Here is a 14,147-nt window from a genome sequence, read left to right on the forward strand (position 1 = left end):
TCAGCAGCTCGGCTGCAGCGGGTGCAGGCCTCTGCTAACCCTAGCGCATGGGACTGCGCGAGTACTGGCGCAAACGCGACTTCTCCATCACACCCGAGCCGCGGGGACAAGAGGCCACGGCCGCGCCCGCCGAGGGCGAGGAGCGGGCCTTCCTCATCCAGAAGCACGCCGCCTCGCACCTGCATTACGATTTCCGCCTCGAGCTCGAGGGCGTCCTCAAGAGCTGGTCGGTGCCGAAGGGGCCGAGCCTCGACCCCGAGGTCAAGCGGCTCGCCATGCACACCGAGGATCACCCGCTCGAGTACGGCGACTTCGAGGGCATCATCCCGCGAGGGCAGTACGGGGGTGGGACAGTGCTCCTGTGGGACCGGGGCACGTGGGTGCCGCTCGAGAACCCGCACAAGGGATATCACGCCGGAAAGCTGAAGTTCCTCCTGCGGGGCGAGAAGCTCCGCGGCGGCTTCACCCTCGTGAAGACCCGCGGGCGGGACGACGACGAGGGGAGGAGCTGGCTGCTCATCAAGGAGGACGACGCGGAGGCGCGCGCGACGAAGGAGTACAGCGTCGTGGACGCCCGGCCCGAGAGCGTGGCGAGCGGGCGGCAGCTCGAGGAGATCGCCGCGGCCAAGGATCGGGTGTGGCACTCGAACCGGGCCGAGAAGGAGACCAAGAACAAGAAGGCGGCGGGCGGCGGGCGGCGGGCGCGGGGCGACGGCGGCTGGGCGCGCGTCGCGGGGCGGGTGGAGGGCGCGCGCGAGGCGGCGATGCCGCAGAAGGTGCGGCCGCAGCTGCCCGAGCGGCTCGCGGCGAGCAAGGCGAAGGGCAAGCCGAGGGGGGCGCCGGAGGGCGAGGGGTGGCTGCACGAGATCCAGGTCGACGGCCGCCGGATCATGGCCTGGGTCGAGGACGGGCGCGTGCGGCTCGTGGACGAGAAGGGGAAGGAGCAGAAGGGCCGTTTCGAGCAGATCGCCGCGGCGATCGCGGGGCTCGGGTTGACGAACGCGCTGCTCGACGGCGAGGTGGCGGTGCTCCGGCGCGACGGCACCACGGCCCCGCCGCCGTCCAGCGCCAAGGCCGCGCCCCGGGAGGGCGAGGTCGTCTACTTCGTCTTCGATCTCCTGTACCTGGAGGGCCACGATCTCATGGCGTCGCCCCTCTCGGCGCGGAAGCGGGCGCTGGAGCGGCTGCTCCGCGACGCGAGCAAGGGCGGGGGCGCCCTGCGCTACGCCGATCACGTCGAGGGGTCGTGGGAGGAGGTCGTCCAGAAGGGGTGCCAGCTGTCGCTGAAGGGGATCGTGTCCAAGCGGGTCGACGCGCCCTACGTGCCCGGCCGCGGTCCGGGCTGGGTCCGCGTGTCGTGCAGCAGCGCGCCGGCCGGGGAGAAGGGGAAGAAGGGGAAGAAGGGGAAGGCGGCGGCGCCCAAGGCGAGCGAGCGCGCGACGCCGGGGGCGAGCGGGCGCGCGGCGCGGGGCGCGAACAAGCGCGCGGCGCCCGAGGCGAGCGGGCGCGCGACGCCGGGGGCGAGCGGGCGCGCGGCGCGGGGCACGAACAAGCGCGCGGCGCCCAGGAAGAGCGCCGGGGCGCGCTCGCGGGAGGCACGGGACGCGGAGGACGGCGACGGCGCCTCGGTCGCGGGGGTGCGCCTGTCGCACCCGGACCGGGTGCTGTACCCGTCGCAGGGGATCACGAAGCGCGAGCTCGCGCTTTACTACGAGTCGGTCGCCGGCCGGATGGTGCCGCAGGTGAAGGGCAGGCCGCTCACGCTGGTGCGCTGTCCGGAGGGCGCGGAGAGCGAGTGCGTCTTCATGAAGCACGCGAAGGTGTGGGGGCCGTCCGCGCTCCGGCGCGTGACGATCCAGGAGAAGACGAAGGCGGGCGAGTACCTCGTCGCGGACTCGGCCGAAGCCCTGGTGTCGCTCGCGCAGATGGGGATCCTGGAGATCCACACGTGGAACTCGACGACATCGCGGCTGGAGAAGCCGGATCGGGTGGTGTTCGACCTCGACCCGGATCCCTCGGTGGCCTGGGAGCGCGTCATCGCGGCCGCCCTCCTGCTCAGGGAGCGCCTCGCCGAGCTCGGCCTCGAGAGCTTCGTGAAGACGACGGGCGGGAAGGGGTTCCACATCGTGGTGCCGCTCACGCCTTCGAGCGGGTGGGACGAGTGCCTCGCCTTCACGAAGGCGCTGGCGGGGGACATCGCGCGGCGCGATCCGAAGGGGTACACGATCGCGGTGTCGAAGGCGCAGCGGAAGGGGAAGATCTTCATCGACTACCTGCGCAACACGAGGGGCGCGACGTCGGTGGCCGCGTACTCGACGCGCGCCCGGCCGGGGGCGCCGGTGTCGGCGCCGCTCTCCTGGGATGAGCTCGGCCCCGAGATGCGCTCGGACCGATTCACGCTCAGGAGCCTGCCCGAGCGCCTGGCGTCGTTGCGGGAGGACCCGTGGGCCGGCTACGGGGAGGTCCGACAGAAGATCACGGCCGCGATGCGGCGCGCGCTGCGGATGCCGGCGTAGGCAGGCGGGCGCTCCGCGCGGCGCGCCGCGCGCCTCGCGGCTCGACGAGCGGCGCCGCGCGGTGTCACGCTTGCCGCGCCGGCTCGTCCACACCACATCCCCAACCACCTGCATGGCTTCAGAACGCAAGACCCACCGCGCCCTCACCGTCGTCGGGCTGATCCTCTCCCTCGCCATGGCCGCCCTCGAATCGACGGTGGTGGCCACCGCGATGCCCACCGTGATCGGCGATCTCGGCGGCATCCAACAGTACGCCTGGGTCACCACCGCCTACCTGCTCACCTCGTCGGTGCTGGTGCCCATCTGCGGCAAGCTCTCGGACATCTACGGCCGCAAGCCGGTGATGCTGTTCGGCATCGCCGTGTTCCTGATCGGCTCGATCGCGAGCGGCGCGGCGCGGTCGATGCCGCAGCTCATCGCCTTCCGCGCGCTCCAGGGGGCCGGCGCCGGGGCGATGCAGCCGATGGCGATGACCATCTCGGGCGACATCTTCGATCTCAACGAGCGCGCGCGCATCCAGGGCGTCTTCGGGGCCGCCTGGGGGCTGTTCGGCATCATCGGCCCGATGGTGGGGGGGCTCATCGTGCACTACTTCTCGTGGCGCTGGGTCTTCTACATGAACATCCCGTTCGGCATCGCGTCCGTCGCGCTCGTGGCGAGCGCGTTCCACGAGCGCATCGACAAGCGGCCTCACGCGCTCGATTTCCTCGGCGCGGGGCTCCTGTCCGCCGGCGTGGTCGCGCTGCTCCTCGCCACGGGGAGGCTCGGCGGGGGGACGACGCTGTTCGCCTCGATCGCGGCGGTGGCGCTGTTCGCCGTGTTCTTCGCCGTCGAGCGCCGGGCCCCCGAGCCGATGATCCCGCTGCCGCTCTTCCGGCGGCCGGTGATGCTCACCTCCAACGTGGCCGGCGCGATCCTGGGCGGCGCGATGATGGGCACCATCACGTTCGTGCCGCTCTTCGTGCAGGGCGTGCTCCGCGGCACGCCGACGGAGGCCGGGAGCGCGATCGCGCCGATGCTGATCGGCTGGCCGGTCGCGAGCGCGATCGGCGGGCGGCTCATCCCGCGCGTCGGGTTCCGCCCGCTCATCTGGGCCGGCCTCGGCTTCACCGCGGCGGCGGGGCTCGCGCTCGCGATCGGCGGGGTGCACGACACGCCGCTGATGCTCCGCGCGACGACGCTGGTCTTCGGCGTGGGCATGGGGCTGTCCAACGTCGCGCTGCTCATCGCGGTGCAGAGCAGCGTCGCCTGGGATCAGCGCGGGATCGCCACGGCGAGCACGATGTTCTCCCGGCTGCTCGGCGGCGTGGTGGCGGTCGGCGTCATGGGCGGCGTGCTCACGGCTGAGCTCGCCAAGGACCCGACCATCCCTGCGGACGCGGCGAGCCGGCTGCTCACGGCAGAGGGGGCGCGGGGGCTCGATCCGTCGATCTTGCAGCACCTCGGGGAGGCGCTCACGTCGGGCCTCACGACGGTGTTCTGGATCATCGCGGGCATGGGCCTGGTCGGCTTCGTGGTGGCGCTGTGGTTCCCCCATGTGCCCCTCCAGGCGGCGGACGACAAGGCCGTCGCGCCGCCGAGCGAGGCCGGGATCGGGTGAGGCCCCGCGCGACGAGCTCCCCCTCACGGGGCCTTCCATGGTGAAAGGGGGAGCATGGGGAAGCGCAGGGTTTTGATCGTCGGCGGAGATCGATGAGCGGGTTCTGGAGGATTGCGGCGGCGGGGCTGTGGCTCGCGATCGGCGGGGCGGGGTGCGAGGACCAGCGCGTCGTGATCGGCGCGCTCTCGCCGGGGCAGGGCGGAGGCGGCGCGGGCGCGCCAGAGCGGCCGAGGTTCGAGGCGCCGACGGCGGTGACGGAGATCAACAGCAGCGCAAGGGAAGAGGACCCGACCCTCACGGACGATCTGCTCGAGATCTATTTCATGTCCGATCGCGGGGGGAGCCGGGACATCTGGACGTCGCGGCGGGCAGGGGTGGGATCGCCCTGGGACGCGCCGCACGCCGTGGAGAACATCAACCTGGCCGAGAGCATCGAGGATACCCCCTGCGTCTCCGGGGATGGGCTCCGCATCTGGTTCTACAGCAGCCGCGAGCCGGAGGGCATCTGGCTCGCCGAGCGCGCCAGCCGGGACGACCGGTGGGGAACGCCGGTGCACGTGGACGCCCTCGCCGTCGAGGGCGCCACGGTGATGGGCCCTCACGTCGATCCCCCAGGGCTCGTCGTCGTGACCGGCGTCACGCCCGCGGACGCGGAGACGTACCTCGCGATCGCGTCGCGCGAACGCCCGGAGGACGACTGGAGCGCGCTCGTCCCGATCGCCGGGCTGGACGGCCCGGGCGACGAGGGCGGCCCGTTCCTGTTCGACGACGGCAAGCAGATCCTGTTCCGATCGAGCCGCCAGGGAGGGGGAGACCTGTTCTGGGCACGACGGGCGAGCGCCGAAGCGGCGTTCGAGGAGGCAGCGCCGCTCGAGGAGCCGGTGAACCTCCCCGAGGAGCGCGACACCGATCCGCACCTCTCCCCGGACGGCTCCGTCCTGTTCTTCGCGTCGACACGGACCAACGTGGCCGATATCTACGAAGCCCACCGCGTCGCGCCGTGACCCCGCACGCTCAGGCCCCGCGCATCGCGGAGATGGCCCCGTAGCGGTCGCGGCGCACGCGGGCGGCGCTGGAGGAGCGGCGCGCACAGGCGACCCCTCCGCGGCACACGCGCGCGACCGCGTGGAGCCGCGGTGTTCTTCCTTGGTGCAATTTTGCTGCTGTAATGAAATGCTCTGAGCTGACCGCGAGAAATTCGAGCGACCGGTGATTGATTGCAGCCGATCCGATCCACGGGGAAACGAGGAGGGACAGGTTCCCGATGACGTTCGAGGACAGGAGAGGGAGCCAACCTCACCGTCGCTCCGCCGGGGAGCGCGGTGGGGCCGCGGGGGAGCACGCGAGGTCCGTGCGTTGACCGCCCACGGGCGGTCCGTCGATGAACGATTGGTCAGTCAGGGGTCTTCAGGAGTCTCAGATGCGCTTCATGCTTTGCCGATTTGGGGTACGACGGGGGTCTGCGCGCGCGTGGGGCCTGCTCAGCGTCGTCGCGTCGCTCCATTGCAGCTCGGAGTCGCCCGGCCCGGGGGCCGGCACCGGTGGTCAGGACAGCGGCACCACCGGCGCCACCACCTCCGCGACGACCGCGTCCGCCTCATCGACCAGCGGCGCGGGAGGTGACGCCGGCACGACGGCGGGCGTGGGCGGCGCCGGGGGAGCGGGCGGGGCCGGCGGCGCAGGGGCGACCGGCGGCGCAGGGGCGACCGGCGGCGCGGGGGGAGCCGGCGGCGGAGAGGTCGGCGACCGGTGCGCAGAAGCGACGCTCGACCCGGCGAGCCCGCCCGAGGCGCTGCGTCTGTCCGGAAACCTGGGGACCCACGACCCGGTGGTCATCAAGGCGGGCGACCGATATCACCTGTTCCAGACGGGGGACAGGCTCCCCATGAAGGTCTCCACGAACCTCGTCGACTGGCAGGATGCCGGTCGGGTGTTCGACGCGAAGCCCGCCTGGCTGAGCAACAAGGTGCCAGGCGTGGACCACCTCTGGGCGCCCGATATCTCTCGCTTCGGGGACACCTACCATCTGTATTACTCCGCCTCCACGTTCGGCAGCAACAAGTCGTGCATCGGGCACGCGACGAAGGTGTCGCTCGACACCCGAGAGCCCTGGGCGGACCGCGGCGCCGCCATCTGCTCGAACGACGGGACGCGGGACGACTGGAACGCGATCGACCCCAACGTCGCCATCGACGAGGAGGGGACGCCGTGGCTCGTGTTCGGGAGCTTCTGGAGCGGCATCAAGATGGTGAAGCTCACCCCGTCGGGAGAGCGGGCCGACGCGGAGCTCCACGCGCTCGCCTCGCGCCCCGACGCCAGCGGGGCGCTCGAGGCGCCGTTCATCGTCCGGCGCTGCGGATTCTATTACCTGTTCGTCTCGTTCGACGCGTGCTGCCGCGGCACGGACAGCACGTACAAGATCGCCGTCGGCCGCTCGACGAGCATCACCGGACCGTACGTGGACAAGGAGGGCAGGGAGATGAGGTCCGGAGGAGGCACCCTGCTCGTCCAAGGCGACGCACGGTGGCGGGGGCCCGGACACAACGCGGTCGTGTTCGACGGCGGCCGTGCCTACAACCTCTATCACGCCTACGACGCCCAGGCGAACGGCGCCCCCACGCTGCGGATCTCCGAGCTCGTATGGGACAGCGACGGCTGGCCGCGCTCCGGAGGGCCGTGACGTGCGAGCCGCGTTCGCCACGCGAGCACGGCGGTTTGCCTGGAGCAGCGGTGAGACTCCCAACGTCGGTGCTCTCCTCGCCACCAGCGCTGACATCCCATTTCCGTCTGGCGAGTGAGGGTGGGCAGTCGGGCCGTGTGCAACCCCCGCGCGCCGCTCGTCCCAAGCAGCTCCCGAGCGTCACCGCCGGGCTGCGGGCGTCCGGCGCTCTCGGTGCGCCTTGACCCGGTGTTCTGGCCTCGTGCATTGTCGTCAACGTGCGAAAGCCCGCGACCGATCTCCCCATGCCGCCGGAGGGAGCAGCTCCGCGGGCGGACGACCTGCTCGGGCTCGCTCGGGCCGCGGCGGCGCGCGACCCCGCGGCCATCCGCACGCTCATCACCGAGCTCGGCGGGGCCATGTTGAGGAGCGTGAGGAAGGTGCTCGGCCCTCATCACCCCGACGTCGAGGATGTAACCCAGGAAGCCGTGCTCGCGCTGCTCCAGGCGCTGCCCTCCTTCCGCGCCGAGTGCACCGTGCTCCATTTCGCGAGCCGTATCGCGGTGATGACCGCGCTCGGCGCGCGCCGGCGCCTCCGCGTGCGCGAGCGCTTCGACGAGCCGGACGCGCCGGTCGAGATCGCGCCCGACGAGAGCGGCGCGTCGCCGTTCGCCGAGACCGTCTCGAACAGGCGGCGCGAGATGGTGCTCGAGGTGCTCGACAGGATGCCGGAGTCGACCGCCGAGGCGCTCGCCCTTCACTTCGTGCTCGGCTACACGGTCGACGAGATCGCGGCGCTGGCCCGCGTGTCTCCGAACACGGTGTGGAGCCGCCTCCGGCTCGGCAAGGAGGCGCTGCGGCGCGCGCTCGCCAACAACGCGAAGCTCGCCGAGCTCTTCCGCGGGAGGGAATCATGAGCGCGGACTGCCGGAGCGAGCTCCTCACGCGGGTGCGCCGCGGCGTCGCGACCGAGCCCGACCGGCTCGCCTTCGACGCCCACCTCGGCTCCTGCGAGTCGTGCCGGATCACCTGGGAGCTCGCGCAGGATTTCGACGCCGTGGGCGCGGCGGAGCCCGGGGACGCGGAGCTCCTCGCGCGCATCGCGAACGCCGCGCTCGGCGGGGTCGCGATCGATCTGCGGCGCCAGGGGGCGGCGGTGTGGCCCGCGGGCGTGGGCGGCGAGGGCGCGGCGGTGTGGCGCGCGGGCGCGGGGGTGCGACCCGACAACGACGTCCGGCGCGGAGACGGCGATGCGCGGCCGGAGGGCGGCCTCGCGGGGCGGCGCGGGGCCGGGTTGCGGCGCAGCGTCTGGCTCTGCGCCGTGGCGGCCGTGCTCGCCTGCGGCGTGGCCGTCGCCGCCACGGTGCTCGTCGGTCCGCGCCCGGAGGCGGCGCCGCGGCCGAGCGTCCGCGCGATCGAGCCCGGGGTGCGCGCGGCGGTGTCCCGTCCGCGCGGGGCGGCGCTCCCCGAGGCGAATCCGCCTGCGGACGAGCGCGCGGCGGCCGTCGCGCCGCCGGCGGGGCCGAGCGGGGCGGCGCGCTCGACGCCGCCGGCGGCGCTGCCGGAGGTCGCGGCGCCTGGTCCGAGGCCGCGCGACGCGGCGCGGGGGCCGAGCGCGGCAGCGCCGTCCTCCGCGGCGGCGACCGCGGGGCAGCTCTTCCGGGAGGCCAACGACGCGCGGCGCGCCGGGAGCTCCCAGCGCGCCATCGAGCTCTATCGCTCGCTCCAGAAGAGCTTCGCGACGTCGCCGGAGGCCACGCTCTCGCTCGTGTCGCTGGGCAGCCTGCTCCTCAACACCGGCTCGCCCGGGGCGGCGCTCGCGCAGTTCGACCGGTACCTCGGCGTGGCCGGCGCGCGGCCGCTCTCGGTCGAGGCGCTGTACGGCCGCGGGCGCGCCTTGAGGGCGCTCGGCCGCTCGGCCGACGAGGCCCAGAACTGGCGGCGCCTGCTCCGGGAGCACCCGGGCTCGCCGTACGTCGAGCACGCGCGTCGCCGTCTCGCCGAGCTCGGAGGGTGACCACGCGGCGGGCGATCGCGCAGCGCGGGGCGTTCTGTCTCGCGGTCGCCGCGGCCGCGGCGCTCTCCTCGGCGAGCGCCCTGGCGCGCGACGGGATGGCGGGGGCGCCCGGGGCGCCGGTGTCTGGGGCGCCGGTGCCCGGGGCGCCGGTGTCTGGGGCGCCGGTGTCTGGGGCGCCGGTGTCCGGAGCGCTGGTGTCCGGAGTGCCGGTGTCCGGAGCGCCGGTCGTGGAGATCGCGCTCACGGGCGCTGCTGACCACCTCGGCGCGATCCGGACGGCGCTCGAATCCCAGGCGCTCTCCGCGTTCGCGGTCCGCTTCCGGATCGCGCCGCGGTTCGACGCGGCGGCGCTCTTCGCGACGCGCGCCTCGTCCGGCGTGACCCTCTCGTGCTGGATCGACGTGAGCGATCCGCGCCGCGCGGCGCTCTACTTCACGGATCCCGTGGCCGATCGCTTCCTGGTGCGCTCGATCGAGCTCTCGGGCCGCTTCGACGAGCTCGATCGCGAGTCCGTGGCGCAGGTCGTGGAGCTGTCGCTGCGGTCGCTGCGCGTGGATGCGCGCGCCTCGCTGGATCGGGAGCAGGCGCGCGCGCTCATCCTCCGCCAGACGGCGCCTCCCGAGGTCCCCGCCGAGACGCCGGCCCCCGCGGCGGCGCCCGCGGCGTCGCGGCGCGCCCTGGAGCTCGGGGTGTTCTACGGGGTGACGGCGCACTCCGCCGAGGTGGGGCTGACGCACGGCCCCGGGGTGCGCGTGGCGCTCGGCGGGGGCTGGGGCCGACACCGGGTCGCCCTCGACGCGCGCTTTCAGTACCAGTTCGAGCGGCGTTACGAGGAGCCGCGGATCGGCCTGGATCTCCGGACGATCGCGCTCCGGGCGGACGTCTGCTGGCTCTACCCGGTGGCCACGGGCGTGATGCCGATCGAGCTCGGGGTGCGCCTCGGTGCGGGCGTCGATCATGTGGACGCGGCGCCGAGGCCGGGCAGCGCGGGGGCGTCGGGGTACGTGCCTGCGGAGGCGAGCGCCTCGAACGCGCTCGTGCTGGTGGCCGGTCCGGTGGCGAAGCTGCCGCTGAGCCGGGATATCCGGGTGTTCACGGAGCTCTTCGTCGAGCTCGATCCCGCGCGCGTCCGCTACGACCTGTCGCTTGCTCAGGGGACCGAGACCGTCCTTGCGCGCTACCGGCTGCGGCCAGGCGTGCTCCTCGGCGTCGAGCTCTGACGGCCGCTCACGCCGACGGGCGAGCCGGGCGAGCTGACCGTGGTTGCGGTGGGGTTGGCGGGACCGGACCAGGCCGACCCGACCGTGGTTGGGGTTGGGCCGACCCGACCGTGGTTGAGGTCGTCGCTTCATTCACGGTGCAATTTTGCGTTCTGAAGCTGGATTGAGCTGAGCTGACCCGACCGTGGTTGAGGTCACCGAGGTTGGGCTGACCCGACCGTGGTTGAGATCCGCGTGGTTGAGATCCGCGGAGACCTGCGACGCCGCCAACATGCAATTTTGCACCCTGGTGAAACAGATTCGGTCCTCGCAGGACGTCCGGCCTACCCGTGATTGATCGCGCCCGCTTCCGCCCACGTGGAGAGCACTGCGGTGCCTGGCGGCGCTTCGCACGATTTCGACCATGCGACCCTGTTTCTCACCGCCCACCTCGTCCCGAGCCTCGCCCCTCGAGTGCCTCCCCGCTGCGCATCCGCGGTCGGGCGGCTACCCCCTGTCTTCCCGCCGCCCGCACCGAGGCGCACTTCCTCCATCCGTTGTTTTCCTGCAGGAGCTTGTCATGCGAACGCGCCCCCTCTTCTTGACCGTCGTGCTTCCTCTCCTCGTCGCCGGCCTCGCGTCCGGCGGCTGTGACCCAGCCGACGCCGACGACCCGCCCCCCGCGCATGCGCAGAGCGGCAGCGGCGCGGGCGACGCAGGCAGCGTCACGGGCGCCAGCGTCACGGGCGCCGGCGGCTCGGGCGCCGGCGGCAGCGCGAGCGCCGGCAGCGCAGGCGCTGGCGGCTCGGGCGCCGGCGCCGCCGCTGGAGGGCCCACGAGCGCCTCAGGCGGCTCTGAAGGCGGCGGCGGCGCCGCCGCGCTGCCGGACGTCTCGGTCTACATCGCCGGCGACTCGACCGTTCAGACGTACGTGAACAGCCCCATTCACCAGGCGGGCTGGGGCCAGATGCTCGGAGAGTTCTTCGACGCGCGGGTGCACATCGAGAACCGGGCCATCGGCGGCCGCACCGCGCGCCGGTTCATCGACGAGGAGCGTCTGGCCGACATCCTCGACGACATCCAGCGCGGCGATTACCTGCTGGTGCAGTTCGGCACCAACGACAGCAACAAGAACGCGACGTACGAGCACGACGGCGCCACGATTCCCTATTACCTCGACCCCGCGACGGACTTCAAATCGTACCTCGAGCAGTACATCACGGGCGCGCAAGCGCGCGACGCCATCCCGGTGCTCGTCACCCCGCCCCCGCGGAGATCGTGCACCGGGGACAGCCACGATTTCGGCAACGGCATGGCCGCGTATGCCAAGGCCATGCGGGAGCTCGGGGGCGACCTCGACGTGCCCGTCATCGATCTCAACGAGAAGACCCTCGCCCATCTGAACTCGATCGGGTGCGTGGCGGCGGGCGAGGACTTCTTCCTCGTCCGGGCCGATGGCTCGGTCGACGGCACCCACTTCAACGAGACCGGCGCCCGCACCATGGCGGGCTTCGTCGCCGACGGCACCGCGGACGCCGGCCTGCTGCTCGCGCAGTACCGCAAGTGAGCTCCCGGCCCGCAGCTCCGGCGCCCCCCGGCCCGCAGCTCCGGCGCCCTCCGGCCCGCAGCTCCGGCGCCCCCCGGCCCGCAGCTCCGGCGCCCCCGGCCCGCAGCTCCGGCGCCTCCGGTCCGCAGCTCCCACGCCCCGACGCTTCGCTCGGCCGGCGGCGCGCGCGGCGCCCTGACCGCTCGACGTCACGCCCTCGCGCGCTGGCGGGCAGGCCGCGCCGCGGCCTCGCGCCGGGCGACCTGCCCGCCGTGCGCGGTCGGCGTCACCTCACGTGGATGTCCGGCCTGGGGGGCGCCGCCATCCCGCCGCCGATATGGAAGCTCGGGTGAGGCGGCTGGTTGTAGGCGGTCTGCTCCGAGGTGATCTGCATGCGGTACTGCGGATCGTGCATCAACGTGTAGATCCGCCGCGTCGTCACGCTCGTCGTCGTGTACAGCCGCAGCGCGGCGTCGTTGGATTCGCGCCACACGATCTCTTCCCGCCAGTCGCCGAGCAGGTCGGCCGTGAGCGCCGGCGTCGACTTCGTGCCGTTGTTCGAGGCGCACTGGCTGCAGCTGAGCAGCGAGCCTCCGCCGTACTTGGTGATCGACGTATTGTTCTGCAGCTCGCGCAGCTCGTCCGCGTCCCACCAGATCAGGAAGTTCGCCGAGGCAGGCTGGCTCCCGACGTTCGACCCGCTCGTGGCGGACAGGAGGCCTCCCGTGGAGTTGGTCCACATCTCGGCGCCGGCGTTGCTCGCGAGCACGTCGCCCGCCACGCCGCGGCCGGTGTCGGCGCCCGTGACCGGCCCCTGCCGGAGCACCGCGCAGGTGTTCGCGTCGTGGATGTCGTAGGTCGGCTTGCTGCCGTCCTCGTGGGGCATGAACACCTCGAGCCCCGGACGCGAGAGGACGAAGTCGCTCACGTGCAGCGCGTCGCCGTGCCCGAAGTTCGTCGAGCACTTCCGGGTGCCGTTGCTGTCGATCGTGGAGGCGCCGTAAATCACCTCCTGCGCGCCGTCGGCGTCGACGTCGGCCACCGCCATCGAGTGGGCGCCTTGGCCCGTGTAGGCGGTGTTCGCGTTGCTGTCGGCCTTCCAGATCTGGGTGAGGCTCCCGTCGCGGAAGCTCCAGGCGGTGATCGTGGCGCGCGTGTAATAGCCGCGGGCCATCAGGATCGCCGGCCGGCCGCTCGCCTCCTGTCCTCTCCCGAGGTCGCTCACGAATCCGGCGCTCGCCAGGAACCGGTCGACCCGGTTGCCGTACGAGTCCCCCCAGGACGAGACCGTCCCGCGGGGCACGTCGAACGCCACGGTCGCGCGCTCTGCGCCGTCGGGCCCGCCGAACACGGTCAGGTACTCGGGGCCGCTGAGCACGTACCCCGCGCCGTTCCTGTGGTCCGCCGCGTCGTCGTCGGAGGCGGCGGGCCCTCGGCGCAGGTACGCGCCCGTCCCGTCGCGCGTGCCTGGAGCGGTCTTCACGGCGACCTCCGCTTTCCCGTCGCCGTCGAAGTCGTACACCACGAACTGCGTGTAGTGCGCGCCTGCTCGGATGTTCCTCCCGAGGTCGATGCGCCACAGCCGCCGCCCGTCGAGCTTGTAGGCGTCGAGGTACACGGGCCCGGTGCAGCCGGCCTGGGAGTTGTCCTTGGCGTTCGACGGATCCCACTTCAGGATGATCTCGTATTGTCCGTCGCCGTCCACGTCGCCGGTGCTCGCGTCGTTCGCGGAGTACGAATAGCTCTCGCCCGCGTTGTCGCATTTCGAGGGCGTCGCTCCGTTGGCGGGCTTTTCGAGCGGGATGCGGAGGTAGTTCTGGCCCCACGTGGCAGCGGCGGGCGAGGCTGCCTGAGCGGCGCCGCCGACGACGGCCCGGATGGAGTACGTCGACGAGGTGGTGCCGGCGGTGTCGAGGTAATTGGTGCTGTTGGTGACGTTCGCGATGCGCGTGCCGTTCCGGTAGACGTCGTACGAGATGGCGTTCGGGTTCGCCGGGTCGTATTCGTAACCGAACATCCTCCACCCGACGTAAACGCCGTTGGAAACCTTGACGGCGACCACGCCGCGATCGAGGTCCTCCATCTGATAGTGGCCGCTCGGCGCGGAGCCGCCGCTGCCGCCGGAGCCGCCGCTACCGCCTGCGCCACTGCTGGCGCTGCTGCTGGCGCCGGAGCCGCCGCTGCCGCCTGCGCCACTGCTGGCGCTGCTGCTGCTGGCGCTGCTGCTGCTGGCGCTGCTGCTGCCGGCGCTGCTTCCGGACCCGCCTGCCGTCACGCTCGCGAGCGCCGGGCGCTGCGTGGGACCGCTCGCCGTGGCGCAGAAGCCGAAGCTCGTCGATGCACCGGGGGCCAGGCTCGCGTTGTGGCTTTTCGGCGTCGCGACGAGCTGCGACCCGCTCTCGCGCGCGTCGGCGTTCCAGGAGTTCGCCAGGGTGGAGCCGTTCATGTCGATGGCGATCCGCCAGGTCGTCGTCGCCGCCGTTCCCGTGTTCTGGATCGCGACGTCGGCGCAGTACCCGTTCCCCCAGTCCGACGCGTACGTCAGCGTCGCGGTCAGCCCGTCGCCCGTCAGCGGCTGATCCAAGGCCTCTTGTTGCTCGAGCCCTCCTT

At 72.7% G+C, this 14,147-nt stretch carries 9 protein-coding genes; 8 read left to right on the forward strand and 1 reads right to left on the reverse strand.

Annotated features, from left to right (window positions below; genetic code table 11):
- Positions 1-47: 47 nt before the first annotated feature.
- From ligD to WME98_RS33940, 8 genes are all read left to right on the forward strand, one after another.
- Positions 48-2,516, forward strand: coding sequence for a non-homologous end-joining DNA ligase (ligD, locus tag WME98_RS33905; protein ID WP_437945827.1), 2,469 nt, complete (start codon positions 48-50; stop codon positions 2,514-2,516).
- Between the two features lie 112 nt (positions 2,517-2,628).
- Positions 2,629-4,116 carry an MDR family MFS transporter gene (locus tag WME98_RS33910; RefSeq protein WP_437945828.1) on the forward strand — a complete coding sequence of 496 codons (1,488 nt, stop codon included), beginning with the start codon at positions 2,629-2,631 and terminating at the stop codon, positions 4,114-4,116.
- A gap of 92 nt (positions 4,117-4,208) precedes the next feature.
- Positions 4,209-5,120, forward strand: a complete 912-nt coding sequence (locus WME98_RS33915) for a hypothetical protein (protein WP_437945829.1) — start codon at positions 4,209-4,211, stop codon at positions 5,118-5,120.
- A 425-nt stretch (positions 5,121-5,545) separates the two neighbouring features.
- Positions 5,546-6,796 carry an arabinan endo-1,5-alpha-L-arabinosidase gene (locus WME98_RS33920; protein WP_437945830.1) on the forward strand — a complete coding sequence of 417 codons (1,251 nt, stop codon included), beginning with the start codon at positions 5,546-5,548 and terminating at the stop codon, positions 6,794-6,796.
- Between the two features lie 257 nt (positions 6,797-7,053).
- The gene (locus WME98_RS33925) at positions 7,054-7,692 is read left to right on the forward strand and encodes an RNA polymerase sigma factor (RefSeq protein ID WP_437336879.1); all 639 of its coding nucleotides are present in this window, start codon (positions 7,054-7,056) and stop codon (positions 7,690-7,692) included.
- Complete coding sequence (locus tag WME98_RS33930; protein WP_437945831.1) at positions 7,689-8,792, forward strand: tetratricopeptide repeat protein; 1,104 nt, start codon at positions 7,689-7,691, stop codon at positions 8,790-8,792. The genes WME98_RS33925 and WME98_RS33930 overlap by 4 nt, the downstream gene beginning before the upstream one ends.
- A complete protein-coding gene (locus WME98_RS33935; RefSeq protein ID WP_437945832.1) occupies positions 8,789-10,012 on the forward strand; it encodes a hypothetical protein in 1,224 nt (407 codons plus the stop codon). Before WME98_RS33930 ends, WME98_RS33935 begins: the two co-directional genes overlap by 4 nt.
- A gap of 559 nt (positions 10,013-10,571) precedes the next feature.
- The gene (locus tag WME98_RS33940; protein WP_437945833.1) at positions 10,572-11,558 is read left to right on the forward strand and encodes a rhamnogalacturonan acetylesterase; all 987 of its coding nucleotides are present in this window, start codon (positions 10,572-10,574) and stop codon (positions 11,556-11,558) included.
- Positions 11,559-11,823: 265 nt separating this feature from the next.
- Here WME98_RS33940 and WME98_RS33945 read toward each other — a convergent pair whose 3' ends face one another.
- Positions 11,824-14,121, reverse strand: coding sequence for a cellulose binding domain-containing protein (locus tag WME98_RS33945; RefSeq protein ID WP_437945834.1), 2,298 nt, complete (start codon positions 14,119-14,121; stop codon positions 11,824-11,826).
- Positions 14,122-14,147 lie beyond the last annotated feature (26 nt).

Source organism: Sorangium sp. So ce296 (assembly GCF_051529605.1).
GTDB lineage: Bacteria > Myxococcota_A > Polyangia > Polyangiales > Polyangiaceae > Sorangium > Sorangium cellulosum_D.